Genomic DNA, 23,133 nt, shown 5'->3' with positions numbered 1-23,133 from the left:
GTAAGCAATGTTCGATGAGGGCAAATTGTGCTGGCGTGATCTCCATGTCCAATAGTTTAACCTCCCCAGCCACTAGCGTTAACAGGACCTAGTCTCAACGTGCATCCGGCCATACGGCAATCCAGGTTGCTCATCGCCGGTCCAGCCGCTGATGGTGTGCTGGTTGCCCTCTTTATCTGTGTAGAGAAGGAATTTGTGATGGTACTCCTTGCCCAGCGCAGACCCGATGTTGCGATATCCAACTTCAATCTTCTCGTCCATGATGGTCTCCGTTGGCTTACTGACTCTTGATGTGGACGGCGTCGACGTGTGTCACCTTGCCGTCGGCATCCAAAGAAAAAGTCATCACAACGGAACGTGCATCTGGATCAAGCATTGCCTGCCCCTTATTGTCCCTGACGACCACCTTGCCTGGGGTGTCTTCAACAATCTTTGACGTTGGAGATTTGCTGAACGTCTCCAGCACCACCAACTTTGTTGTTCCCAGAGGAAGGTACTTGGCAACGATGCTACTAACGTCGACCTGTTCGAATCGAACGGGCTTTTTTGATGCATAAATCTCTTCAAGCATTGGGCTGGCTCCTGATTTCATGGTGTCTTCCTGTGTCGAAGCGGTACGTGCAGTATCTGCATTGGCGCAGGATGAAAGCGGGAGCACCGCAAGCCCGGTAAGTGCAAGCGTTGCGGTCCACCCGTTTAGCACGATGCGTGGCATGGCGATCTCCTGATACAACCAATCACTTGAATAGAATGTCCGCGCGGTCCTGAGCCTTCCCAGGCAGGCTGGTACATCAACACTCCTTCCGTGCAGACGATACCAGCGTACTACAAGCTTCCCATGGTTGATGAATAGCTGAGTTGGATCGTCAGGGCTGCCCAGGCAATCCATTTTGTGCCACATCCAAATGCATGCATTGGGATATTCCTGCAATCCACGCCTCTTCAAGTAGGCGACCACACTTCAGTGGCGTTACTGGAAGTTGCAAGCCCCCAAGCGCTTCAAATAGCCGCTTTGCCTCGACTGATGCTTGACGTGAGCCGTGGACAGCGCCGTATTCGCCTCCGAATTCCAAACTGCATCACGCAACGACGTCGTTGAGACGATTTGCCGGGTTTGCGAGGCCGTGGTCTTCAACGATGAACCCACCAGCGGCGTGGGCAGCTGGGTGGCGTAGGTGTGTGGTGCTGCCACACACACGCATGTCGTTATCGTACGCAATCGATCATCTGCCGCTTGGCGTTATGCACAGGTGCCGTTGCGAATGTCCATTCAAGGCGCAAGTGGCAGCCGCTGCCGACACCTTGCATCACACACCAGGGAACGATCGAAATGAAACGTAAAACCAGCTATCGCGGTGCGCTTGCGGCCTGTGGCCCCTCACTCGTCGTGGCCGCGCTGTGCATGGACGCTGCCGTTGCCGCACCGGTCACCGGGACGGACACGGTCACGCTGACCCATGTCTTTGCCACGCTGCAGAACGGCCAGCAGGATCGGAAGCCTGAAGACATCGCGGCATGCCGCAAGCAGGTGTCGGCACCGACGTCCAAGTATCTGGGTGTGGCGGTCACCACCAAGTATTCGATCGACGTGCAGTCCAAGATCATGTCTGCGTCCTCGTCGCTGCCATCGCCTGTGGCCACCCAGCCGCTGACGGTGACGATACCGCTGGCGCCGTTGGGCCTGTCCGGGGAGTATGCCTTCGGCGCGTTTCGGCCGAGCGCGCTGCCCGACACCTATGTGCTGTTCTCGGTCGGGCTGGATTTCAAGGGGCCGCAGTCGTCCGTGCTGGTTCTCAACAGCGACAAACCCTACAACTGCCTGGTCACCAGCAATCCGGCGCCGTTGAAGGGAGCACTGGGGACCAAGCTGGGAAAAGACCAGGGGCGCTGATGTCTGCAACCGCCGGGTAATCGGTGAACGCGCCGAAGGCAGCTTCGGCTCGTTCGCCTCGGTGCTGCGGCCGTGCAGTGCAGCCCTCGCGCGGATCGCGCGATGCACGTCGTCGGGGATATTGCGGACGGTGAAAGAAGGCATGTCGCCCTCGTGCAGGAATCAGGTTGCTTGCACTTCGGGAAAGTGCAAGCAACCAAACAACACACCCGGTATCGAAGCAGTCATTCCAGCACTGGCGGGTAAGTGAGATCCGGGGCCAACCTGGCCCCACCACTCACCGATACGGCCCGGGCCCGCGCCATACCGGCTCGCCCTGCTTGTAGACCTCCATCATGTTGATGACCTCGCGGGCATCGCCGATGTCTTTGAGTTCCGGCGAGTCCGGCGGCAGCAGGCGGCATTTGCTGGAGCCGCGCTTGAGCGCGACTTCCAGCGGGCAGACCATGCGGTACTGGGTGCCGGGCAGGATGATGGCCACTTCCTTCATGCCCTGGTCGCGCCAGTTGCGCAGCTGGGTTTCGCTGCGCACTTCGTAATAGACCTGGTAGCCGCCCACATCCATGCTGGGTTGGGCGTTGTTGCGGTCGCGGCGGCGGCCTTCGCTGATGGTGGGCGTGTTGGACATGCCGTCTTCGGCGGCATCGGCTTGTTCTTCGAGCATGCCCGGTGGGCGGCCGGTCCAGGTTTCGGGGCGGCGCTGCGGCGGTGACGAGGGTTCTGCCGGCGGTTGCGGCGGGGTGGGGCGCTGCACCGGTTGGGTCTGGCGCTGCTCGACCAGGCCGCCGCGGCGGGTGTTGCCTGCCGGCGGGATCGGGTTCTTGGCGGTCTTGACCAGGGTGGACTGCACCGGCGAGGCGGCCGGCGGCGGCTGCACAGGTGCGGGCGTCTGCGACGGCGGGGTGGGTGTCGGCGAGGGCGTGGGTTGTTCGGGCGTGGCGGTGTCGCCGACAAAATCCACCTTGGTGCGGCCGCCGCTGGCCGAGCCCTGCGGCGGGGTCATGGTGGGCGTGGAGGCCGACAGCAGGATCAGCAGCATCAGCACGTGCAGCAGGGCGCTGATCAGCGCGGCGATCCAGGGTTCGATGCGTTCGATCAGCGGCTCGGTGCGCGGCAGCCAGTCCTGCGTCTGCAGGCGGACGTGCAGCAGCTGCAGCGCGTCGTCGCGCACGCGGTAGACCAGCACGTAGGGCGTTTGCTTGACCATCCATTCGCGGGTGCCGGCGACCCGGCCGGCGCGGCCGCGGCCGGGTTGCTCGGCCAGGGTGCGGGTGGCTTCCAGCACCTGCCGCGCCATCGCGGCGGCGGCGGTCGGGTTGAGCGCGTGGTAGTGATCCTGGGCGTGTGCGAGTTGCCTGGCGGCCGGGACGGTCCAGTCACGCCGCAACATCAACGCCCCATCTGGCGAACAGTGCGCTCACCTGTGCCGGCGCGGCAAAGGCGCCCTGGTCCGCTGCGGCGATGCCATCCAGCACCGCGGCCTCGAAGCTGGCGGTGTCCACGACGCGAACCACGTCGTCCCATCCTGCCGTCTCGGGCAGCGTGTCGATCAGCGTGCGGGCTTCTTGCTTGATGGCGGACATGGCACTGCGGTGGGGGAACTCTGCCGGCAAGTCTACCCGTGCGGCTCCGCTTCGCGTGTGGCAATGGCTGGCGCGCGGCCGGGGCGTTCACCGGCGGTGGCAGGCAGGCCGGTCCTGCGCGAAGGTCGGTCGCCTGTCGCGATTGCCGCGCGCGGTGGTGGCCGCCCGGGCAACCCGCCTGTGCGCGCAGAAAGTGACACTTGGCACCTTGTTCGCGGCGGGGGCCGGTTTCATTCTGCGTCGGTCACCTCACCCCGCAAAGGAATCGCCATGCCCGCTGCTGCCATCGCACCGCTGACGCCGTATCTGTCGATGGCGGCCATCGCCTTGCTCTACTACCGGCGCATCCGCCGCAGCTTCGGCCGCCAGCCGTGGAAGCCGGTCGGCACCGCAGTGCGTGCGGTGGTGCTGCTCATTGCGGCGGCAGCGCTGGCGTTCGCGGTGTATGGCCTGCCGCAGGTTCGGCCCGGGATCGCCGTGGGAACGCTGGTCGGCATCGGGCTGGGCGCCGTGTCGCTGCGCTACACGCATGCCGAATGGGTGGACGGGCGCGGTTGGTATACGCCCAACCCGTGGATCGGTGGGGCCTTGATGCTGGTGCTGCTGGGTCGGCTGGCCTGGCGCTGGGCGTCCGGTGGCTTCAGTGATGGCGCGGCCACGGCCGGGTCGCAGGCCAGCCCGCTGACCTTGGGTATTGCGGCGGCACTGGTGCTGTATTCGCTGGTGCACGCGGGCGGGGTGTGGTGGCGCCTGCGCCAGCTGCGGTTGCAGGCATCGCCCGGTGCGGTGGCCAGCCCGGCGCGATGAGCGCATTGGCGCAGTGATGCCGGTGGAAGGCAGTACTGCGTGCGTCTTGCGGCGTGACCGGTGCAGGCCCGGCAGCCAGGGGCCAACCACAGGCGTCACACCTGCGAGCGGAACGGGACCACCAGCTTCTCGCCCAGCTTCTGCCGCAGCGGCCGCTTGCGCCAGCGTTCCAGCGTGTACAGCTCGGCCCGTTGCAGGTCGCGCTCGAACACGTCGGTCATCTGCGCGGCCAGCTCACGGTCGTAGACATTCAGGCTGGCCTCGTCGTTGAGGCGGAACGAGCGGATGTCGAAGTTGGTCGAGCCCACCGAGACCAGCAGGCCGTCGATGATCAGCAGCTTGGTGTGCAGCATGGTGGGCAGGAATTCGTGGATGGCGATGCCGGCCTGCAGCAGCGGCTCCCAACTGGCCTTGGAGGCCAGCCGCACCGAGACCGCATCGATATGCTTGCCCGGCAGCAGCACGCGGATGCGCACGCCGCGCGCACGCGCTTCCAGCAGCGAGCGGGTGATCAGTGCATCCGGCACGAAGTAGGCGGCGGCCAGGTCGATGGAGCTGCGCGCTGCGGCAATGGCGATCAGGTACATCAGGTGCATGCTCTCGCTGCCGCCGGCGGGCGAGGCCACGAACAGCTGCGCGTCGCTGTCGCCGGCCGGTGCCAGCTCGGGGTAGTACTCGGCGCCATTGAGCACGCGGCCGGTTGTCTTGATCCAGTTGTCGTTGAAGGCGGCCTGCACCTGCGCCACCACCGGGCCTTCGATGCGGTAATGCGAGTCGCGCCAGTGCTCCGGGTCCTGCGCATCGCCCATCCACTGGTCGGCCACGCCGACGCCGCCGGTGAAGCCTATGCGGCCATCGATCACCAGCAGCTTGCGATGGGTGCGGTTATTGACGCGGTGCAGGTTGTACCAGGTCAGCGGACGGTAGCGATGCACCTCCACCCCGGCGTCGGTCATGTCCTGCACCAGCGAGGCATCCATCTTCAGGCTGCCGCCCCAGTCGATGGTGACGCGCACCTTGACACCGGCACGTGCGCGCTCGGACAGCGCCTGGCTGAACTCGCGGCCGATCTCGCCCGACCAGTAGATATAGGTTTCGAAGGTGATGGTGCGCTGCGCGCTGCGGATGGCGGCCAGCATCGCCGGGAAGATCTCGCTGCCGTTGTGCAGCACCTGGATCCTGTTGCCGGGCAGGATCGCCGGACCCAGCAACACCGACATCTCGCGTTTGAACTGCGGGTCGGCGACGTCGTAGCAATGGCTGGGGATGTGCTCGAGCTTTTTCTCGGGCGTGGCGAAGTTGAGCAGCAGCAGCCCCACCACCAGCGTGGTGACCACCGTGGCCACGATGATCCATGTCATGCATCCAACTCCGGTTCCCCTGCCATCGACAGCCCCAAGCGGCCGGCATTCTGGCAAGGCGGGCGGCATGGAGGCCGTGAAGGGGGATGCGTCCGGCGTCTGCGCGTGTCCGTGCCGGCCCAGGTGCTGGCCGGCACCGCGCACTGAAGGCGGTGGCAGGCCTATGGCGTGCCTCAGCTCAGCGCGGGCGGGTCAGGAACGCTGCCGGAACCTGCGCGGTGAGCCAGACGCCGTTGTCGGCCTGGAAGAACCGCAGGCCGTCGCGATGCATGCGCCCGGCGTCGACCTGCAACACCACCGGCTCGCCGTAGCGCTGCCCCACCGATGCGGCGGTCTGCCTGTTGTCGGACAGATGCACATGGTGGCGCTGGCCGGGGCGCAAGCCCTCGGCCATGATCGCTTCGAGAAAGCGCGTGGCGGTGCCGTGATACAGCACCTCGGGCGGCACCCTGGCTTCGAGCTGCAAGGCCACGGTTGGCGTGGAATGCCCCTGCACCGCGCGGATCCGCTGCCCATCGGCAGACAGCGCAAAGCGTTTCTTGTCGCTGCCGGCGACCACAGCCTGGATCAGCTCCAGATCGAGCGCGGTGCCGTGGGCCCGGGCGCCGGCAATCAACGCGTCCAGCTCGGCCCAGCCCTCCGGGTCGAGCGTGAGTCCGATCGCCTGCGGTTCGTGGCGCAGCACAAAACTGAGGAACTTGCTGATGTCGGTGTGGTGCTTGCTCATGCGGCGGCGCCCGAAGCGTCCTTGCGGCCAGTGATGCCGGCAATTTTGACGCATCCAGGTGGCCAACGCGCGTGCGCGAGCAATGGTGCCCGGTGGTGCCGGGACTGGTGCTGTATGCCCCGGGGCATCGACAGATTCCCCCCGGGCTGCGTACATTCATCGAGACGCTCGGGCAGGTGCTGCCGTAGCGAGTGCCGGACGTCACTGGCAGAAACCAGCCTTGCGGCAATGCCAGCTCGATAATTTCTTCAATCCGCATCCAGGGCAGTCCCGCCAATCACGGCCAGCTGTCGGCAGTGCTGCTGCGAAGACACGCGTGCAGTCGCACTGCTGGCCGCAAGCAACACACCGACGGCCTCGAAAAGCGGGCTGAAGCGCGCGCCGCTGCCGGCCGTTGCCGGGCCCGTCTATGCGCCGAAATGCTTACATGCGTCACACAAGCACGCACCTATACTTGCGAGGTGTCCCACCCACGAGGTTCTGACTGCATGAGCGCACCCCCAACGTCTCCGATCGCCGCCGGTTCTGGCGCAGCCCCCGGTAGCCTTCGCCGTTCGGTGTCCAACACGCTCAAGGGATCGGCCGGCAACCTGGTCGAGTGGTACGACGTCTACGTCTACTCGGTGTTTGCCACCTACTTCGAATCGCAGTTCTTCTCCAAGGAAGACAAGAATGCCACGATGTTCGTGTGGGCGATCTTTGCGATGACCTTTCTGATGCGCCCGATCGGTGCGTGGTATTTCGGCCGCTTCGCCGACCGTTACGGCCGCCGCCTGGCGTTGACCATCTCGGTGTCGATGATGGCGCTGTGCTCGTTCGTCATCGCGGTGACGCCGACGGTGGCCACGATCGGCATCGCCGCGCCGATCATCCTGTTGCTGGCGCGCCTGCTGCAGGGCTTTGCCACCGGCGGCGAGTACGGCACCAGCGCGACCTACATGTCCGAGGCGGCGATTCCCGGCCGGCGCGGGTTCCTGTCCTCGTTCCATTACGTCACCCTGGTCGGCGGGCACGTGCTGGCGCAGACCACCTTGCTGGTGATGCTGCATTTCTTCGATGCGCCGCAGGTGTCCGAGTGGGGCTGGCGCGTGGCATTCGGCCTGGGCGGCATCGGTGCATTGGTGGTGTTCTGGCTGCGCCAGACCATGGACGAGTCGCTGAGCTCCGAATCCATCGCCGATTCGCGCACCGGCAAGGCCAAGGCGTCGGGCTCGATGCGCGAGCTGTTCGTCAACCAGTGGCGCCCGCTGCTGCTGTGCTTCCTGATCACCGCCGGCGGCACGATCGCGTTCTACACCTATTCGGTCACCGGGCCGAAGATGATCCAGACCGCGTTCGCCGGTGGCGACGTGATGGCCGGCACCATCATCAACCTGGTCGCGCTGACGGTGCTGATGCTGATGCAGCCGGTCGGCGGCTGGTTGTCGGACATCGTCGGGCGCAAGAGCCTGCTGGTGTTCTTCGGCATCGGCGGGGTGCTCTACACCTGGTTCCTGGTGATGGAACTGCCCAAGCAGACCGACTGGCTGACCGCGTTCGCGATCCTCACCGTGGGCTTTGTGATCCTGACCGGTTACACCTCGATCAATGCGGTGGTGAAGGCGGAACTGTTCCCCACCCATGTGCGCGCGCTGGGTGTGGGCCTGGGCTATGCGTTGGCGAACTCCGCCTTTGGCGGCACCGCGCCGCTGCTGTACCAGGCCTCGTTGAAGACCGGCCACGTCAGCGAGTTCGTGATCTACGCGACGGCAGTGATCGCGGTGTCGTTGGTGGTCTACATGTTCTTCCTGACCAACAAGGGCAGCAACTGGCTGGACGACGAAGCGGCGATGCATCAGCGCAAGCGCTGATGTGCTTTGCCCTCCTCCCGTCGGGAGAAGGTGCCCCGAAGGGGCGGATGAGGGGCGCCTCAGGTGACTGGCATACCGACTATGGTGAGCGCGCCGCCACGCGCCGCCAAGGTGAAGCATCGATCCTGCGGTCGTGCAGTGGTACCCGTACCCTCACCCCAACCCCTCTCCCGACGGGAGAGGGGCTTGAGTAGCCTGTTGTTGCGTGAAGTCTTGATGGTGCTGCGCCGTCTGCGCAAACACGCTGTAACGCAAACCAATCAGACCCAGCAGCGCTTCATCGCGATGCCCACCCGCCGGCACCTTGCCCACGCGCGCCAGCGAGGCATCCAGCCGCGCACGCAAGGCATCCGGCGCGGGCAGCGGACGTTTCTGCGCGATCTGTTGCCGGTAGTGCGCGGCAACATCGGCCAGGATCGCGTTCACCGCCTCAACGCTCGGCTGCGGCAAACCATGCCGCGCGCTGTGCAGTTGCAGGATGTTCAAGCCCACGCGCACTTCGTTGAGCATATCCACCGAGGCCAGCTCGCTGCCCTCCGGCGTCAATGCCAGCCGGGGCGCGAGCAGGCCAAGCAGGTCCAGCATGCGCGCGGCAAAGTGCTGCCGGTCCTGCGCGCCGCGGCCCTCGGCGGCATCGGCCAGCGTGCGCCAGCCCTGGCGCACCAGCCGGCGCGCGCTCCATTCGGCGCCCACCGAGCGGAACAAGCGCGTCAGCACCACGGCAAATCCAATCCCCAGCACCATCGCCACCGCCGCGTTGACGAAGCTCTGGATATTGGCGTTGTAGGTGTTCTGCAGGCTCAGCAGCGCGGTGAGGTTCACCACCAGCGGCAGCGCGATCAGCATGGTCTTGGGGCGATGCAGCAACGCGCCGATCGGCAGGAACACCGCCGCCAGCACCAACACCAGCATCGGGAAATCGTGGATGGCCGGGAAGATGCCGAACAGATAGATGCCGGCGACCACGCTGGCCACCACCGCCCAGGTCAGGAACGACAGCATGCTCGGCGCCGGGTCGTCCTGCGCGGCGAAGAATGCGGCAGTCACCGCCGCCATCATCGCGCCGTTGCCGCCGCCTTCCCAGCCGATGCCGATCCACAGCACGCAGTACGCCATCAACGCAAAGCCCGCGCTGAGGGCGGAAAACGCGGCCATGCCGAAATCGATATGGCGGGGGGGGCTGGCCGCTGCCGGCGCATCGGTTGGGGCGCGCGGCGACCAGGTCAGTCGATGCAGCAACGAGGGTTGCGTGCGCGAACGCACAGCAGGTTCGCTTTGTGCAGTGGTAGCCCGTTCGGATGATTCCGCCGTTGCAGCTTGTCTCGCCGCAGCCGGCATCGCGCGCAGCACCGGCGTCGCCGTGCCGTGCACCACCGCCTGCTGCAGCGCGCGGCAGTCCTGCCACAGGTCGAGCAGCTCTTCCAGCCGCAGCAGCAGGCTGGCCAGCAGCAGATGCCCGATGTCCTGATCTACCACCGGGCGCAGTGCGGCGATGCGTGCGCGCAAGGCGCCGACGTCCGCATCGCTGGGTGCGTCCTCGCCCTGGTCCATCCAGGCTGCGACGTCCTCCAGCAGCGCGTCGGTGGCGAGCGGCAACGCAGACCCGTCGCGCTGCAAGGCATCCAACCGATCGGCCATCGACGACAGCACCGGCAGCAGCATCAGCATGCGTGCGCGCAGCTGCTCCAGCGTGGGGACCGCACCGGCATGGCGTGGGTCGTCGTGGCGCACGAAAGCGATCAAGGCCTCGAACTGCACCAGATCGGCGGCCAGCCGATTGCGCGGTGCCTGCGACGGGCCGCGCTGCAGCACCTGCCGGCACCATTGCGCGGCGTCGCGCATCCAGTTGCCGATGCGCGCGGTGAGCATCGGCTTGACCGAGGCGGGGAAGACCAGCGCGGCGAACAGCACCGCCATCACCGTGCCCAGGATGATTTCCTCGCTGCGCGCCACCACGGTGTCGAAAATGCCCTCCGGCGCGGTCACCGCCGGGAAGCCGATGAAGGCGGTGGTGTAGCCGGCCAGCAAAAACGCATAGCCGCGCGGGCCGCGATTGAGCAGCGCCAGGAACAGGCAGGCCGACAGCCACAACGCCATTGCCGCGCTGAGCAGCAGCGGCGTTTCCACCAGGTTCGGCAGCATCACCAGGGTGGCCGCGCCGGCCAGCAAGGTGCCGAGCACGCGGTACACGCCCTTGGCGCGGGTGGGGCCGAGCAGCGGCTGGGAGACGATATAGACCGTGGCCATCGCCCAGTACGGCCGCGACAGGTTGCCGGCCAGCCCCACGTACAACGCCGCGATCGAGGCGGCGAAGGTCTTGGCCGAAAACAGCCAGGCCTGGCGATCGCGCAGCAGCGCACTCATCGCGCGGCAGTCGGGTCGGTGCGGCCGGCGGTCGCTTCCCAGCCACCGCCCAGCGCCAGGAACAGCTGCAGTTGATCCTGCGAGACCTGCGCCTGCGCATTGGCCAGCGTCATGTCGGCGGTGGCCAGCGTGCGCTCGGCATCCAGGCTGGACAGATACGGCGTGCGCCCGCCCTGGTACAAACGCCGGTTCTGCGCCGACGCCAGGTCGGCCTGTTGCTGCGCCTGTTCCAGCAGGTGCAGGCGGTCCAGATCCTGCGCGTAACGCGACAAGGCGGTCTGCACCTCGCGCAGCGCCTGCAGCACGGTGTTGTCGAACTGCGCCAGCGCCGCGTCCGCGCCGGCCTCGGTGGCGCGCACGCGCGCACGCGCACCGCCGGATGGCAGCGTCCACGAGATCAGCGGGCCGAACGACCAGGCATGCGTGGCCGGCTCGCCGAAGTCGGCCAGCAGGCCGGTGGCACCGATCGAGCCGCCCAGACGGATATCCGGATACAGCTCGGCGGTGGCCACGCCGATGCGCGCGGTGGCTGCCGCCAGCCGGCGTTCGGCCTGGCGCACATCCGGGCGACGCGCCAGCAGCGCGCGGCCATCGCCGATCGGAATCGGGCGCTGCAGGGCCGGCGCGTGCGCACAGCGATCCACGCCGGCCGGCACCTCGCCGGGGGTCTTGCCGAGCAGCGCAGCCAGTTGGTAACCGGCGGCCTGGCGGCGCGCGCGCAGCGGCGGCAGCGCCGCTTCCAGCATCGCCACCTGCGCGGTGGCGCGGGCCAGATCGGGCGGGGTGCCGCGGCCGGCAGCGATCAGGCGCTGGGTGATGTCGCGGCTGCGCTGCTGCAACTGCAGCGAATGCTCGGCCACCTGCAGCTCGTGGTTGGCGTGGCAGATCTCCACGTAGCTGCCGGCCACCTGCGCGGCCACGTTGACGCGCGCCAGGTCGATCGCGGCCTGGGCGACCTGCGTGTCGGCCTGCGCGGCCTCGGCACCGCGTTGCAGCTTGCCGAACAGATCGAACTGATACGACACCCCGAACTTGCCGTCGGCCAGGTTGAACACCGGCAGCTTTTCCTGCTGCAGGAACGCCTCGGCCGAGACCTGCGCGCGGCTGACGCCAGCCTCCACCTCGTAATCGAAACCGCCCGCGTCCAGCGCCTGTTCGTACACCGCGGCGGCGCGGCGCAGGTTGGCACCGGCCACCTTCAGCTCGACGTTGTCGCGCAAGGCCTGTTCGATCAGGCCATCCAGCATCGGGTCCTGGTACAGCGCCCACCAGCGTGCCGGCAGCGGCGCGCCGGCCTGCACCTGGTCGTTGCCGGTGTCGCCAAACGCGGCATTGGCGGCCGGCCGCTGGTAGGCCGACTCCGCCGGCACCGCGTAGTTCGGGCCGACCGTGGTGCAGGCGCTCAATGCGGCCAGCAGCGTGGCCAGTCCCAGGGGACGCAATCCGGTGCGGTTCATGGCGCGGCCTTGGCCTGCACGCGGGCAGGCGCGGTGGCGGCGTCGCGCACGGCGTCCGGCAGGATGGTCACGGTGGCGGTGCGCCCGGCGATCAGCTGCACATGCGCCGGCACCCGATCCAGCACGATGCGCACCGGGATGCGCTGCGCCAGCCGCACCCAGTCGAACGCCGGCGTGACGTTGGGCAACGCGCCGGCGCTGCCGCTGCGGTAACGGTCCTCGATACCGGCGGCGATGCTCTGCACATGCCCGTGCAAGGTGGCCGGCTCGCCCATCAGGTGCACGTCCACGCGCTGGCCGGCATGCACGCCCTGCAGGCGGGTCTCTTCGAAATAGCCATCGACGCGGAACGAGCCGGTGTCCAGCACCGCCACCACCGGGCGCCCGGCGCTGACGTAATCGCCCACGCGCACGGTGCGGTCGCTGACATGGCCGTCGGCCGGGCTGCGCACCTGCGTGCGGTCCAGGTTGAGCTGGGCCAGGTCCACCGCCGATTGCGCGGTGGCGACTGCCGCCTGCGCCTTCTGCACATTGGAGCGGCGTACCTCGGCATCTTCGGCGGCCACCAGATCCTGCAGGCTGCGGTCGCGCGCGATCTCGCGGCGCAACTGGCTCAAGGTGGCCTGGCGCTCGGCCAGCGCGGCGCGTGCCTGTTCCAGCGCGATCGCATAGCGTGCGCGGTCCACCACGAACAGCAACTGCCCGCGCCGCACCGCCTGGTTGTCGGCCACCGCCACTTCCTCCACCAGCCCGGACACATCCGGCGCCACCTGCACCACATCGGCGCCCACGTGCGCATCGCGCGTCCACGGCGCTTCCATGTAATAACGCCACAGGTGCTGCAGCACCACGGCCGCCACCACCACCATTGCCAGGGTCAACAGCGCCGGCCCCGCGTTCTTGATCAGCTTTTTCACGATTGCATCCAACGGGTAAGGGAAAACAGGCCGCCCAGCAGCGCGATGTACAGCGCCAGGTTGAACAGCGCCGGGTGCCAGATATGCCGGTACGCGCCGGCCCGGGTCAGCAGCGCGCCGATGGCGCTGTTGAGCAGGTAGGCCAGCGTCATCAACGCCAGCAAGGTGGGAACGAACACACCGTAGAGACTGAATTCGCCGTACATCGGGCACATCCTGGGCAATGGGGAACAACCACGTCCGGCGCCGTGCGCAATGCGCACCGGGCCATCCAGGACGTCACAACCGGCGTCGCGGTACGACGCCCGGCAGCGGGCTCAGTCGCACTGACTCAGCCGCGCGTGCGCTTGCGCGATCTGCTCCCACAAGGTCAGCACCACCTGCACCTGCGACTCGCTGAGCGCGCCGAACACTTCCGCGCGCAGCGCATCCAGGCGGATCTCGATACGCCCGACCAGCGCCTGGCCTGCGTCGGTGAGCCACAGCTGGTTGGCGCGGCGATCGCTGCTGTCGGCCTGCCGGCGCACCAGCGCCTGCGCGCACAACCTGTCCAGCAGCCGCACCAGCGAGGGGCCTTCCATGCCCAGTTGCTGGGCCAGCGCCACCTGGCGGATGCCGCCGCCGGAGCGGCCGATCATCAACAACGGCCCGGTGCAGGCGCTGGACAGCCCGAAGTCGGCAAATGCCTGGTCGGCCAGCCGCTGCCACTGGCGGGCGGCGACCAGCAGGCCGGAGCTGAGCTGGGCGCGGGGAGAGGGAACGCTGTTCGTCATAATAGATAGGATGCTATCAATTCAACAATGAATCAACAGTCACGGAACCCGGGCAAGCCGGCGCAACCGCCACTGGGGCCGCCGGCCCGTCCTCGGGTACCATGCTCGCCCCCTTTGGGTGCACCCCGCGCATGAGCCAGTCCGACCAGCCCGATTCCCCCGTCACCCAGGCCCAGGCCGAAGATGCCGTGCGCACCCTGCTGCGCTGGGCCGGCGAAGACCCGGCCCGCGAAGGCCTGCTGGATACCCCGCGCCGGGTCGCCGAAGCCTATGGCGACTGGTTCAGCGGCTACCGCGAGGAACCGCGCGAGTACCTGGAACGCACCTTCGAGGAAGTGGCCGGCTACGACGAACTGATCGTGCTGCGCGACATCTCCTACGAAAGCCATTGCGAACACCACATGGCGCCGATCATCGGCAAGGTGCACGTGGGCTACCTGCCGCGCGGCAAGGTGGTCGGCATCAGCAAGCTGGCGCGCGTGGTGGAAAGCTATGCGCGGCGCTTCCAGGTGCAGGAAAAGATGACCGCGCAGATCGCCCAGTGCATCCAGGACGTGCTGCAGCCGCGCGGCGTCGGCGTGGTGGTGGAAGGCTCGCACGAGTGCATGACCACCCGCGGCATCCACAAGCGCGGCGTCAGCATGGTGACCTCCAAGATGTTGGGCAGCTTCCGCGAGGACGCGCGCACCCGCGCCGAGTTCCTGCAGTTCATCGAAGTGGGCGGCAAGCGTTGAGGCATGCCTGGCGTCATTGGCTGGTAGATTGATCCCCTATACGCTGGCGAACGACTGTCGCAGGGAACCCATGCAGATCGAATCGATCGACATCAAGAATTTCAGGCTGTTCCGTAAAGCCAAGCTGACGCATGTCCCCAGGCTCTGTGTGCTGGTCGGAGCGAACGGAACCGGTAAGTCCACGCTGTTCGACGTGTTCTCCTTTCTCAAGGATGCATTGTCCATGAATGTGGGCAAGGCGATCGCAAAACGAGGTGGTTACAAAGAAGTTGCAAGCAGAGGGTTTGCGCACGAGCCCATCGAATTCACTCTGCAGTTCCGCCTGGAGATCACCGGCAAAGAGCGTCTAGTGACCTATGTGCTGAAAATCGCACCGGGCACCGGCACGCGTGTGGAGATCGAGCGCGAAGTCTTGCGCTACAAGCGCGGCAGCTATGGCGCACCGTTTCGCTTTCTGGATTTCGCGCACGGTAAAGGTTACGCGATCACCAATGAAGAGGAATTCTCCAAAAAAGACGAAGAGCTTACCCGCGAAGAGCAGGAGCTCGATGCCCCGGATATTCTGGCGATCAAGGGCCTAGGCCAGTTCGAGCGCTTCAAGGCGGCTAGCGCCTTTCGCCTGATGATCGAGAACTGGCACATCTCTGATTTCCATGTATCCGAAGCCAGGCCAAGCCAGGAAGAAGGCTTTGCCGAGCACTTGTCAACGCGCGGGGACAACCTCGCCCTGGTCGCCAATTTCCTCTACGAAAACCACCGGGATCGTTTCGATCGTGTGTTGCATGCAATGAATCGCCGCGTGCCTGGTGTTTCGGTGGTGCAACCGCAGCAGACCCTGGATGGGCGCTTGATCCTGCGGTTTCAGGATGGAAGTTTCAAGGACCCGTTCATTGCCAGGTACGTCTCCGATGGCACTATCAAGATGTTCGCCTATCTGGTGCTTCTCAACGACCCCAAACCGTACCCGTTGCTTGCAGTCGAAGAGCCCGAGAATCAGCTCTATCCCGAGTTGTTGCCGGAGCTTGCTGAGGAGTTCCGCGATTACGCCAGGCGTGGCGGGCAGGTCTTTATTTCCACGCATTCACCTGATTTCCTCAATGCACTGACGCTGGATGAGATCTATTGCCTGCGTAAGGAAAAGGGATTTACCACCATCACGCGCGCCAGCGATTCGGACAATCTTCGTGCATTGTTCGAAGCAGGCGACTTGCCTGGCTATCTGTGGAAGCAAGGTATGTTTGAGGGTCTGAACCGGGATGTGGCCTGATGCAGGGGCGCATCATCTTCCTGCTGGAAGAGCCCTCCATGAAAATCCTGCTGGATGGCCTGTTACCGCGTCTGTTCCCGGGATGGCAGGAGGGACGCCATTTTCAATGTGTGCCCCACGACGGTAAGAGCGATCTGGAGCGCAGCCTGCGCACAAAACTGAGAGCTTGGCGCGTGCCTGGAGATCGATTTGTCGTGGTGCGTGACAACGACAACGGCGACTGTCTGGCGCTGAAAACGCGTCTAGTCCAGGTCTGCGCCGGCTTGGGACGCCCAGACACCTTGGTGAGGCTGGTGTGCCAAGAGCTGGAAAGTTGGTATATCGCTGATCTGGGCGCATTGGCGTCGGCTTTTCCCAGCTCCAATCTGGATACCCCGGCGTTGCACAAGAGATTTTCACAGCCAGACACTTGGAACAAGCAATCTGCAGAACTGGAGAGGCTCATTCCCGAGTTTCAGAAACGCAGTGGAGCACGACTGATGGCGGAAAGATTGAGCGAGGAGCGTAATTGCTCACCAAGCTTTCATGCTTTCCTCAATGGGGTTCGACAAATGGCGCTGGGTCTTGGCTATCACCCTCCGGCATGAAGATCGTCCGCGCCCGTATCGCACGCTATCGCAGCCTGCGCGAAGACCCGTTGTGGAAACTGCTGGCCGCCGACCACGCGCCGGAAGTGATCGGTCTGTTGCAGGCCTTGCTGCTGGAGGGAGAGCGCCTGTTGCCGGCAGCGGTACTGCACGAGCGTCTGCAACGGCTGCTCGACGACATCAATGCCGAGCACTTGGCGCGCGACCTGCCGCGCACCGCGCAGGCGTATGTCGCGCACTGGCTGGCGCAGGGTTGGCTGGAGCGCCGCCTGCCCGAGGGCGCGCAGCAGGAAGAGTACGAGCTGTCCACGCAGGCCGCGCAGGCGATCCGCTTTGTCGATGGGCTGGAGCACAGCCGCGGCGCGGCCACCGAAAGCCGGCTGGCGCTGGTGATGCAGCAGCTGGCCCAGCTTGCGGCGTTGACCGAGACCAACCCCGATGCGCGCCTGTCGGCACTGCGCGACGAGCGCGATCGCATCGATGCCGAAATCGCGCGGGTGTCTGCCGGTAAGGTCGCCTCGCTGGACGGCAAGCGTGCGCTGGAGCGCACCCGGCAGGTGATCGCGCTGGCCGATGAATTGACCGAAGACTTCCGCCGCGTGCGCGACAATTTCGAGCAGCTCAACCGGCAATTCCGCGAACGCATCATCGATGACGAAGGTGAGCGCGGCGAAGTCCTGACCAGGCTGTTCGAAGGCGTGGATGTCATCGGCGACAGCGAAGCCGGGCGTAGCTTTCAGGCATTCTGGGCCCTGCTCAACGATGCCGAACAAAGCGCGCAGCTGGATACGGCGTTGGAGACGGTGCTTGCGCGTGGGTTCGCGCGCAAGCTCGATCGCCGCGAACGCAGCTTCTTGCGCGGGCTCACCGGCACCATGCTCGAACGCGGCGGCCAGGTGCACGATGTAATGCAGCATTTCGCGCGCAGCCTGCGTGGTTTCGTGCAGAGCCGTGGTTATCTCGAACAGCGTCGACTCAACCGCTTGCTCAAACAGGCGCAGGCTGAAGCGCTGAGCCTGCGTGAGCATATTCCGGCCCAGCGCCTGATCGGCCGCAGCCTGATGTTGACCACCAGCCGGCTGCGCTCGCTCTCGCAATGGCGCCTGCACGATCCGCGCCAGCAACAGGTCAATGGCAGCATCCAGCGCAACGAGGCCGCCGCCATCTCGCTGGACAGCGTGGGCGATCTGGTCGCGCAATCGGAGATCGATTTCCGCAGCCTGCGCCGCGATCTGTTCGAGCTGCTGGCCACCCAGCCGCAGCTGTCCATCGCACAGGCGCTGACGCAACGCCAGGCTACCCAGGGCCTGGGCAGCGTCATCGGCTATCTGTCGCTGGGCACGCGCCATGGCGTCGTCAGCGGCGATCAGTTCGAAGTGGCGCAATGGCGCGGCAGCGACGGCCAATGGCGCCGCGCGCGCATCCCGCTGATCTGGTTCACCCAGGAGAAACGCCATGAACTGGCATGAGCACGAGCCCGACTCCGAGGTCGGCCACGACGAGACGGACGGTCAGACGCCTGCCGTCACCACCGGGTTGTTCGCCGGCGATACCGGCCAATTGCCGGTGGAAGCGCGTCGCGCGCTGTGTCAATTGCTGAGTGGTCCCAGCGTGGACGCGCAGCGGCATAGTCGCCTGTGGCCTGCCTTGCTGCGCAGCGAAGCCGGCATTCGCAGTGCGCTGGCGGAGGTCTTCCTGGAGCTGGTGCTCGATCGCGAGGCCGGCATCGCCTTCACCCGCCAGGCCGATACCGGCGAGCTGGAGGCGCCAGTGCTGTTGCGCTCCTCGCCGCTGACCTTCATCGACTCCGTGTTGCTGTTGCACCTGCGCCAGCAACTGGCCGAAGCAGATGCGCGCGGCGTGCGTGCGGTGGCGGAAGAAGCGGCATTGGGCGAGGCGCTGGCCGTCTACGAGAAAAACCTGTCTACCGATCGCGCCGGCTTTCTGCGGCGTGTCGCCACGGCTGTGCAGAAGATGAAAGACAACCATATCCTGACCCGGCTGCGCGGCGAAGATGCACGCTATGAAATCTCGCCGGCGCTCAAGCTGCTGTTCTCGGCCGAAGACGTCGCCGCCCTGGGGCAGGTCTATCGTCAATTGCGCGAGCTCCCGGCCAGCGGCGAGGACGAGGCCGACCCCGCGCGTTCCTAGTACCGCTACCGCACCACCTGTGTAAGCGCAGGCCTGCGCTTTTTCCGGCTTCCTGGACCGTACCGATGACCTCCCCTGCCGCGCCTTCCAGCCTGTTCGCCAACGATCTGCCCGACGCGCGCCTGCAGCAGTTCCGCATGCGTCGCCTGCAGGTGCATAACTGGGGCACGTTCTCCGGATTGACCGAGGTGCCGATCGCCGAACGCGGCTTCCTGTTCGTCGGCCGTTCCGGCTCGGGCAAATCGACGCTGCTCGATGCGATGTCGGCACTGCTCACCCCGCCCAGCATCGTCGACTTCAACGCTGCCGCGCGCGAGGCCGAACGCAGCGGCCGCGATCGCAACCTGGTGTCCTACGTGCGTGGCGCCTGGGCCGACCAGCAGGACAGCGCCTCTGGCGAAATCGCAACGCAATACCTGCGCAAGGGCGCCACCTGGACCGCGCTGGTGCTGGAATACCGCAACGGCGAGGACCGCGTGATCAGCCTGGTGCGGCTGTTCTGGATTGCCGGCAACAGCGCAGCCACCGCTGACGTGCAAAAACACTACATGGTGGCCGAGCGCGCCTTCGACGTTGCGCAGGACCTGGCCGGCTTTGATCTGGATCGGCGCAAGCTCAAGCAGCGGCTGCACGATGTGCATCACTTCGACAGCTTTGCCGGCTACGCCGAACGCTTCCGCCACCAGCTGGGCATCGGCAACGAGATGGCGTTGCGGCTGCTGCACAAGACCCAATCGGCCAAGAATCTGGGCGATCTCAACGCCTTCCTGCGCGGCTTCATGCTGGAAGAACCCAAGACGTTCGATGCGGCCGAGCGCCTGGTGGGCGACTTCGCCGAACTCGACGGCGCTCACCACGCGGTGGTGACGGCGCGGCGCCAGGTGGAGACCTTGCTGCCTGCGCGCGCGCATCATGCCGAGCTCATGCAACTGCGCCGCCAGCGCAGCGAGCTGGAAGAACTCAAGCTCGGCATCGATGCCTACCGCGAGCAGCGCCGGCTCGCCTTGCTGGACGCGCGCCTGCAGGAACTGGACGTGCAAGACCGCGGCCTTGCCGGCGAAGAAGGTCAGCGCCGCGCCGCCTTGGACAACCACAGCCGTCATCTGGAGGACCTGGAAGCGCAAAGACGCGCGCAAGGTGGCGAGCGCATCGATGCGCTGGAACGCGAACAGACCCAGCTGCAGGCCGAGCGCGACCGCCGCGCGGCCAAGCGGGCCCAGGCCGAGCAGGCCTGCCGTGCCCTGGAGCAGGCCCTGGCCGACAGTGCGCAAGGCTTTGCCGGGCAGGTCGCGCAGGCGCGCGCGGCCCTGGAAGACGGACAGCGTGCCGCCGCCGAGCTCGATGAGAAAATCAGCGAGCGCCTGGCCGGCAAGCACGAAGACCGCAAGCGCTTTGCCGAGGTGCGTGCCGAAATCGAGGCGTTGACGCGCAACCCCTCCAATATTCCCGCGCCGATGCAGAGCCTGCGCGCGCGCATGAGCGCCGACACCGGCGTGCCGGAGGCGGCGCTGCCGTTCGTTGGCGAACTGATCCAGGTGCGCGAGGAAGCCTCCGCCTGGCGCGGGGCCATCGAGCGCGTGCTGCACGGCTTTGCGCAATCGTTGCTGGTGGACGAACGGCATTACGCCGAGGTCGCCGACTGGGTCAATCGCACCCAGCTCGGCACGCGCCTGGTCTATTACCGGGTGCGTCACAACGAGCAGGCACTGGGCGGCCGCGAACCCGGCAGCGCCTCGCTGTTGCACAAGCTGGAACTGCGTGATCATCCGTTTGCCGGCTGGCTGCGGCGCGAGCTGGGCAAGCGCTTCGATTACGACTGCGTGGACAGCGCCAAGGCCCTGCGCCATGCCGAACGCGCGATCACCCGCGAAGGCCAGGTCAAGCATCCGGGTGAGCGTTACGAAAAGGACGACCGCCACGCAGTGGGCGACCGTCGCCGCTGGCTGCTGGGCTTCAACAACCGCGACAAGCTGGCCTTGTACGAGCGCGAAGGCCAGGCGCTGGCACAACGCATCGCCGCCTGCGATGCCGACGTCGCCGCACTGCGCGCACAACGCGAACGCGATGGGCAGCAGCGCCTGGCCCGCAACACCCTGGCCAACCTGGGCTGGGATGAAATCGATGTGGCCGCCGCGCTGCAGCGCCTGGGCCAGATCGCCCAGACCTTGCAGCAACTGCGCCAAGGCGACGCCAACCTGCGCGCGCTGGGCGAGGCGATCGACCGTACACGTGCCGACATCGTCCAGGCCACGCGCACCTATGAGGGCGTGCGCACCGAGCGGATCACGCTGGGCGCCGAACGTACCCGGCTGGAAAAACAGCATCTGGAATGCGCCGATGCGCACGCGCGCGTGGTCACGCCGTTGCAGCAGCAGGGCCTGTCCGAGCGCTTGCTCGGCCTGGGCGAGTTGAGTCTGGATAACCTGCAGGATCGCTTCCGCACCGTGGAGCGTGGTCTGGATGCCCAGCTTGGTGTCAGCAAGGACGAGCTGACTCGCCTGCAGCAGGCCTTGATCGGATGTTTCCGCCGCTACTTCCAGCAGTGGCCCGAAGACAGCGGCGATCTGAGTCCGACGCTGGAAGGCGCCGACGATTTTCTCGCCCGCCTGCAGCGGCTGGAACGCGATGGCCTGCCGCAGCACGAGGCGCGCTTTTTCGACCTGCTGCAAAGCCAGAGCAAGAACAACCTGCTCGCCTTGCAGCGCCACACCGCCGAAGCGCGCAAGTCGATCGCCCAGCGTCTGGACGAGGTCAACGCCAGCCTGGAACAGGTGCCGTTCAACCACGGCACCTTGCTCACCATCGAACTCAGTGATCGCCGTTTGCCGGAAGTGATCGAGTTCCATCAACGCCTGCGCGATGTGCTCGGCCATCACCAGACCGAACAGCGCGAGCTGGCCGAACAACAATTCGCAGTGCTGCGCGAACTGGTGCGCAAGCTGGGCTCGCAGGAGGGCGAAGACAAGCGCTGGCGCGAGCTGGTGCTGGACGTGCGCCTGCATGTGGAATTCGTCGGCGTCGAACTGGACGCAGCCACGCGCCAGCAGGTCGAGATCTACCGCAGCGGTGCCGGCAAATCCGGCGGCCAGCGCCAGAAACTGGCAACTACCTGCCTAGCCGCTGCGTTGCGCTATCAGCTCGGCGGCGAAGACGGCGAGCTGCCGCGCTACTGCGCCGTGGTGCTGGACGAAGCCTTCGACAAGGCCGACAACGAATTCACCGCGCTGGCGATGAACATCTTCGAGAACTTCGGCTTCCAGATGGTGGTGGCCACGCCGTTGAAATCGGTGATGACGCTGGAGCCGTTCATCGGCGGTGCGTGCTTTGTGGAGATCAGCGGGCGGCACGACTCGGGCATCTTGCTGATCGAATACGACGAACAGTCGCGCCGGCTCAAGCTGCCCGAGCGCAGCCGCAGTGCGCTGGCCGAACCGTCCACCGCAACCGCAGACTGATGGCCGCCGCCTCGCCCATGCTGTTGCCTGCCGCCGCGCTGCAGACCTTGCGCGGGCAATGGCAGCGCAACCGCGGGAAATGGTTGATCGGCGAGGGCGTCCCGCACCCCATTTCGCTGCGGGCGCCGAACCAGGCGCAGGCCATTGCACGCTTCGATGCCTTCGGCCATTGGCTGCAGAGCTGGAACCGCACGGAGCTGCCGGGCCGGGTGGACGTGCGCGAAGTAGCCTGGACGCAACTCGGCTCGCAGCGTCTGCCGCACGCCTGGGTGCTGGACGATGCGACCCAGGCCGCTGCCGCGCTCGGTGAGGCCGAGCGCTGGCAGCGCGCCAGCCAGCGGGCTGCGGCACTCCAGGCGCGTTGGCCGCAGGCGGTCGCCCTGGCGGCGCGGCTACGGCGTCAATTCGATCTGCTGGCCGACTGGCAGGAGGAGGATTTTTCGCGCTTGGTGGCGGTGGTCGACTGGCTGCACCGGCATCGTGCCAGCGGGTTGTTCCTGCGCCAATTGCCGATCGCCGGGATCGACAGCAAGTGGATCGAACCGCACCGCGGGGTGATCGCCGACTGGCTGGCCGGCCTGCGCGGCATCGCCGAGCCGCGCAGCTTCGCCAGCCTGTCGGGTCTACGCGCTGCGCCGGATCGGGTGCGCCTGCGCTTGCTCGATCCTGCGCTGTGCCAGCACCTGGGTGGGTTGGAAGACATCACCGCACCGATCGCGCAGGTCGCCGCGCTGCGCTTGCCGGCGCGCCGCGTATTGATCGTCGAGAACCGCGAGACCGGCCTGGCCTGCGAGCCGCTGCCGGGAACGCTGATGCTGATGGCGCGCGGTTACGCCATCGAGTACGTGCGCAGCATCGACTGGCTGAGCGCATTGCCGCTGTATTACTGGGGCGATATCGACACCCACGGCCTGGCGATCCTGCACCGCCTGCGCACGCATGCGCCGCAGACCATTGCGCTATTGATGGACCAGGCCACCTTGCATGCCACCCCGCGCGCGCTGTGGGGAAGCGAACGCAAACAGCATCGCGCACAGCGCCTGGATGCGCTCAGCGACGACGAACAGCGCCTGTACACCGCACTGCGTGATGGCCGGTTCGGCCCGTCCCCTCGTCTGGAGCAGGAGCGTATCGCCTGGGACTATGCCTGGCCGCGCGTCCAGGCCGCCATGGCCGACTGAGCGCTTGCGGGCCGCTGCGCGATGGCGG

Annotated in this window: 21 protein-coding genes and 2 pseudogenes; 11 read left to right on the top strand and 12 right to left on the bottom strand. The window is 66.2% G+C overall.

All coding sequences use genetic code 11. The features are described 5' to 3' along the window. Window positions 1-78: 78 nt before the first annotated feature. The gene (locus tag XarbCFBP7408_RS19505; protein ID WP_104564358.1) at window positions 79-261 is read right to left on the bottom strand and encodes a hypothetical protein; all 183 of its coding nucleotides are present in this window, start codon (window positions 259-261) and stop codon (window positions 79-81) included. Window positions 262-277: 16 nt separating this feature from the next. Then, entirely contained in the window at window positions 278-715 is a 438-nt protein-coding gene (locus tag XarbCFBP7408_RS19500; protein WP_258072227.1) for a DUF6393 family protein, read from the bottom strand. A 615-nt stretch (window positions 716-1,330) separates the two neighbouring features. On the opposite strand from XarbCFBP7408_RS19500, the gene XarbCFBP7408_RS19495 reads away from it, so the two are divergent. Continuing rightward, window positions 1,331-1,891, top strand: coding sequence for a hypothetical protein (locus XarbCFBP7408_RS19495; RefSeq protein ID WP_104564356.1), 561 nt, complete (start codon window positions 1,331-1,333; stop codon window positions 1,889-1,891). 93 nt (window positions 1,892-1,984) lie between these two features. On the opposite strand, the pseudogene XarbCFBP7408_RS23550 reads toward XarbCFBP7408_RS19495, so the two are convergent. The 3 genes and pseudogenes from XarbCFBP7408_RS23550 to XarbCFBP7408_RS19480 form a co-directional block, all read right to left on the bottom strand. Then, window positions 1,985-2,035 (bottom strand): annotated as a pseudogene (locus tag XarbCFBP7408_RS23550) (FitA-like ribbon-helix-helix domain-containing protein); the annotation flags it as partial. Window positions 2,036-2,168: 133 nt separating this feature from the next. Next, a complete protein-coding gene (locus XarbCFBP7408_RS19485; RefSeq protein WP_104564355.1) occupies window positions 2,169-3,281 on the bottom strand; it encodes a type II toxin-antitoxin system RelE/ParE family toxin in 1,113 nt (370 codons plus the stop codon). Further along, window positions 3,268-3,474, bottom strand: a complete 207-nt coding sequence (locus XarbCFBP7408_RS19480; protein WP_104564354.1) for a hypothetical protein — start codon at window positions 3,472-3,474, stop codon at window positions 3,268-3,270. The genes XarbCFBP7408_RS19485 and XarbCFBP7408_RS19480 overlap by 14 nt, the downstream gene beginning before the upstream one ends. A 270-nt stretch (window positions 3,475-3,744) precedes the next feature. On the opposite strand from XarbCFBP7408_RS19480, the gene XarbCFBP7408_RS19475 reads away from it, so the two are divergent. Next, window positions 3,745-4,281, top strand: a complete 537-nt coding sequence (locus tag XarbCFBP7408_RS19475; RefSeq protein ID WP_104564353.1) for a hypothetical protein — start codon at window positions 3,745-3,747, stop codon at window positions 4,279-4,281. Between the two features lie 95 nt (window positions 4,282-4,376). On the opposite strand, the gene XarbCFBP7408_RS19470 is transcribed toward XarbCFBP7408_RS19475, so the two are convergent. After that, the gene (locus tag XarbCFBP7408_RS19470; protein WP_181106955.1) at window positions 4,377-5,642 is read right to left on the bottom strand and encodes a phospholipase D-like domain-containing protein; all 1,266 of its coding nucleotides are present in this window, start codon (window positions 5,640-5,642) and stop codon (window positions 4,377-4,379) included. Between the two features lie 178 nt (window positions 5,643-5,820). Beyond that, on the bottom strand, window positions 5,821-6,369 hold the full coding sequence (locus tag XarbCFBP7408_RS19465; protein ID WP_104564352.1) for an RNA 2'-phosphotransferase: 549 nt from the start codon (window positions 6,367-6,369) through the stop codon (window positions 5,821-5,823). Between the two features lie 71 nt (window positions 6,370-6,440). Between XarbCFBP7408_RS19465 and XarbCFBP7408_RS19460 the strand changes: the two are divergent. After that, window positions 6,441-6,557 (top strand): annotated as a pseudogene (locus tag XarbCFBP7408_RS19460) (LysR family transcriptional regulator); the annotation flags it as partial. Between the two features lie 300 nt (window positions 6,558-6,857). Next, window positions 6,858-8,219 (top strand): MFS transporter, encoded by a 1,362-nt coding sequence (locus tag XarbCFBP7408_RS19455; protein ID WP_024939637.1) that lies wholly within the window; start codon window positions 6,858-6,860, stop codon window positions 8,217-8,219. Window positions 8,220-8,372: 153 nt separating this feature from the next. Here XarbCFBP7408_RS19455 and XarbCFBP7408_RS19450 read toward each other — a convergent pair whose 3' ends face one another. From XarbCFBP7408_RS19450 to XarbCFBP7408_RS19430, 5 genes are all read right to left on the bottom strand, one after another. Next, entirely contained in the window at window positions 8,373-10,583 is a 2,211-nt protein-coding gene (locus XarbCFBP7408_RS19450) for an FUSC family protein (RefSeq protein ID WP_104564351.1), read from the bottom strand. Beyond that, window positions 10,580-12,040: an efflux transporter outer membrane subunit gene (locus XarbCFBP7408_RS19445; protein WP_104564350.1), complete on the bottom strand. Its 1,461-nt coding sequence runs from the start codon at window positions 12,038-12,040 to the stop codon at window positions 10,580-10,582. Before XarbCFBP7408_RS19445 ends, XarbCFBP7408_RS19450 begins: the two co-directional genes overlap by 4 nt. After that, on the bottom strand, window positions 12,037-12,957 hold the full coding sequence (locus XarbCFBP7408_RS19440; RefSeq protein WP_179464168.1) for an efflux RND transporter periplasmic adaptor subunit: 921 nt from the start codon (window positions 12,955-12,957) through the stop codon (window positions 12,037-12,039). The genes XarbCFBP7408_RS19445 and XarbCFBP7408_RS19440 overlap by 4 nt, the downstream gene beginning before the upstream one ends. Continuing rightward, complete coding sequence (locus XarbCFBP7408_RS19435; protein WP_024939640.1) at window positions 12,954-13,172, bottom strand: DUF1656 domain-containing protein; 219 nt, start codon at window positions 13,170-13,172, stop codon at window positions 12,954-12,956. Before XarbCFBP7408_RS19435 ends, XarbCFBP7408_RS19440 begins: the two co-directional genes overlap by 4 nt. Before the next feature lie 102 nt (window positions 13,173-13,274). Then, entirely contained in the window at window positions 13,275-13,730 is a 456-nt protein-coding gene (locus XarbCFBP7408_RS19430) for a MarR family winged helix-turn-helix transcriptional regulator (protein ID WP_104564348.1), read from the bottom strand. 131 nt (window positions 13,731-13,861) lie between these two features. Here XarbCFBP7408_RS19430 and folE point away from each other — a divergent pair, with 131 nt between their 5' ends. The 7 genes from folE to XarbCFBP7408_RS19395 all read left to right on the top strand — a co-directional run bounded on the left by folE (window position 13,862) and on the right by XarbCFBP7408_RS19395 (window position 23,105). Then, window positions 13,862-14,464, top strand: a complete 603-nt coding sequence (gene folE, locus XarbCFBP7408_RS19425) for a GTP cyclohydrolase I FolE (RefSeq protein WP_016902173.1) — start codon at window positions 13,862-13,864, stop codon at window positions 14,462-14,464. A 70-nt stretch (window positions 14,465-14,534) separates the two neighbouring features. After that, a complete protein-coding gene (locus XarbCFBP7408_RS19420) occupies window positions 14,535-15,731 on the top strand; it encodes an AAA family ATPase (protein WP_104564346.1) in 1,197 nt (398 codons plus the stop codon). A gap of 38 nt (window positions 15,732-15,769) precedes the next feature. Beyond that, entirely contained in the window at window positions 15,770-16,318 is a 549-nt protein-coding gene (locus tag XarbCFBP7408_RS19415) for a DUF4276 family protein (RefSeq protein WP_258072220.1), read from the top strand. Then, window positions 16,315-17,787 (top strand): DUF3375 domain-containing protein, encoded by a 1,473-nt coding sequence (locus XarbCFBP7408_RS19410; protein ID WP_104564344.1) that lies wholly within the window; start codon window positions 16,315-16,317, stop codon window positions 17,785-17,787. The genes XarbCFBP7408_RS19415 and XarbCFBP7408_RS19410 overlap by 4 nt, the downstream gene beginning before the upstream one ends. Continuing rightward, window positions 17,774-18,469 (top strand): DUF4194 domain-containing protein, encoded by a 696-nt coding sequence (locus tag XarbCFBP7408_RS19405; protein WP_104564343.1) that lies wholly within the window; start codon window positions 17,774-17,776, stop codon window positions 18,467-18,469. The genes XarbCFBP7408_RS19410 and XarbCFBP7408_RS19405 overlap by 14 nt, the downstream gene beginning before the upstream one ends. Before the next feature lie 65 nt (window positions 18,470-18,534). Continuing rightward, a complete protein-coding gene (locus XarbCFBP7408_RS19400; RefSeq protein WP_104564342.1) occupies window positions 18,535-21,924 on the top strand; it encodes an ATP-binding protein in 3,390 nt (1,129 codons plus the stop codon). Then, on the top strand, window positions 21,924-23,105 hold the full coding sequence (locus tag XarbCFBP7408_RS19395) for a Wadjet anti-phage system protein JetD domain-containing protein (protein ID WP_104564341.1): 1,182 nt from the start codon (window positions 21,924-21,926) through the stop codon (window positions 23,103-23,105). Before XarbCFBP7408_RS19400 ends, XarbCFBP7408_RS19395 begins: the two co-directional genes overlap by 1 nt. Window positions 23,106-23,133: the final 28 nt, after the last annotated feature.

Origin of the sequence: Xanthomonas arboricola pv. guizotiae, from assembly GCF_002940205.1 — a bacterium.
Lineage (GTDB): Bacteria > Pseudomonadota > Gammaproteobacteria > Xanthomonadales > Xanthomonadaceae > Xanthomonas > Xanthomonas arboricola_C.
Note: the sequence above shows the minus strand (reverse complement) of the source record. Positions and strands in the feature narration are given on the sequence as shown.